The following is a 1,141-nucleotide window of genomic DNA, read 5'->3' as shown; positions in this document are numbered from 1 at the left end:
AGGACCGGCATGGCGGTCAGCGCCCAGATCGCCGGGCGGCCGGGCACCGAGGTGGGCAGCGCGCCGAGCAGCGGGAACGGCGGCGGCACCGGGGAGCCCGCGATGCCCAGCGGCCCGATCACGCTGCCGGTGCCGACCGCGAAGCCGGGGCCGAGCCCGTACGCGGTGCCCCACACGGCGGCGTTCGGCAGCAGGACCAGGCACAGCAGCAGCACCGTGCTCCGGCCGGACCAGTCCGGCGCGAGGGCGAAGAAGTCGCGGCGCACCGCGCCCGCGTGCAGGACGAGGCCGAGCAGGGCGAGCAGCAGGCCGCAGCCGAGCAGTCCGGCGGTGGCGGCGGCGGCCGCGCGGCAGACGGCCGTGCGCCGGGGTTCCGTGTACAGGGTCCCGGCGCCGTCGGACCACCGCCGGGCGGGCCCCGCCTCCTTGGCGCCGAGGACGTATCCGGCGGTGCAGGCGAGGGTGGCGGCCGCGAGACCCGGCACGCCGGCCAAGGTGGCGAGCGGCGCGGCGCGCAGCGGTCCGGTGGAGGCGTAGAGCGTGGCCGCGGCGGCGGGCAGCAGATAGCCGGTGAGCAGCGCGCCCAGGACGGCGACGGGGACGGGCGGGCTCTCCTCCGTACCGCCTTCCGCGCCGGCCGGGCCCGCCAGGGCGTGGCGGGTGGCGCGGTGCAGCAGCCAGACGGGGAGGACGGTGAGCAGGAGCGGGGTCACGGCGACGGGGGCGGGGGTGCCGGAGAGGGTGCCGGGGCGGACGAGGGCGCCGCCGTGGGCGAGCAGCCACAGGTCGGCGGCGAGGCGCAGGGCCCCGGACAGGTGGCTGCCGGGATAGGGGGAGGCGACCCAGATCAGGAGGACGGTCACGGTCAGCGCGCCGAGACCGAGCGCGGCGGCGGTCGCGCCGCCGAGGAAGGCGGCGCCGAGCGCGGAGGAGCGCCGGGCGGCGGTACGGGGGGACAGGGACAGGCCATGGGTGATCGGCTGGCTCACAGCGTCATGCTGCCAATAATTAATGATTCATCCCTGTAGTGACCAAATGATCGACGTGTCGCACTGCATACCCATATGCGGCTTTTCACACTGTTCTGCATGACGCAGCGCAAGAAGCAGCAGGCCGGCCGGCGGGCGGACGGGCAGCGGGT

General features: G+C 76.2%; 1 protein-coding gene. It reads right to left on the bottom strand.

The features are described 5' to 3' along the window. On the bottom strand, window positions 1–989 hold a 989-nt coding region (locus tag AC51EU_RS30670), incomplete at its 3' end, for a cell division protein PerM (protein ID WP_496270357.1). Between the last annotated feature and the right edge of the window lie 152 nt (window positions 990–1,141).

The sequence above is a fragment of the Candidatus Streptomyces philanthi genome (assembly GCF_059553635.1).
The sequence above is the reverse complement of the archived record's forward strand: the minus strand, read 5'-3'. Positions and strand labels throughout refer to the sequence as shown.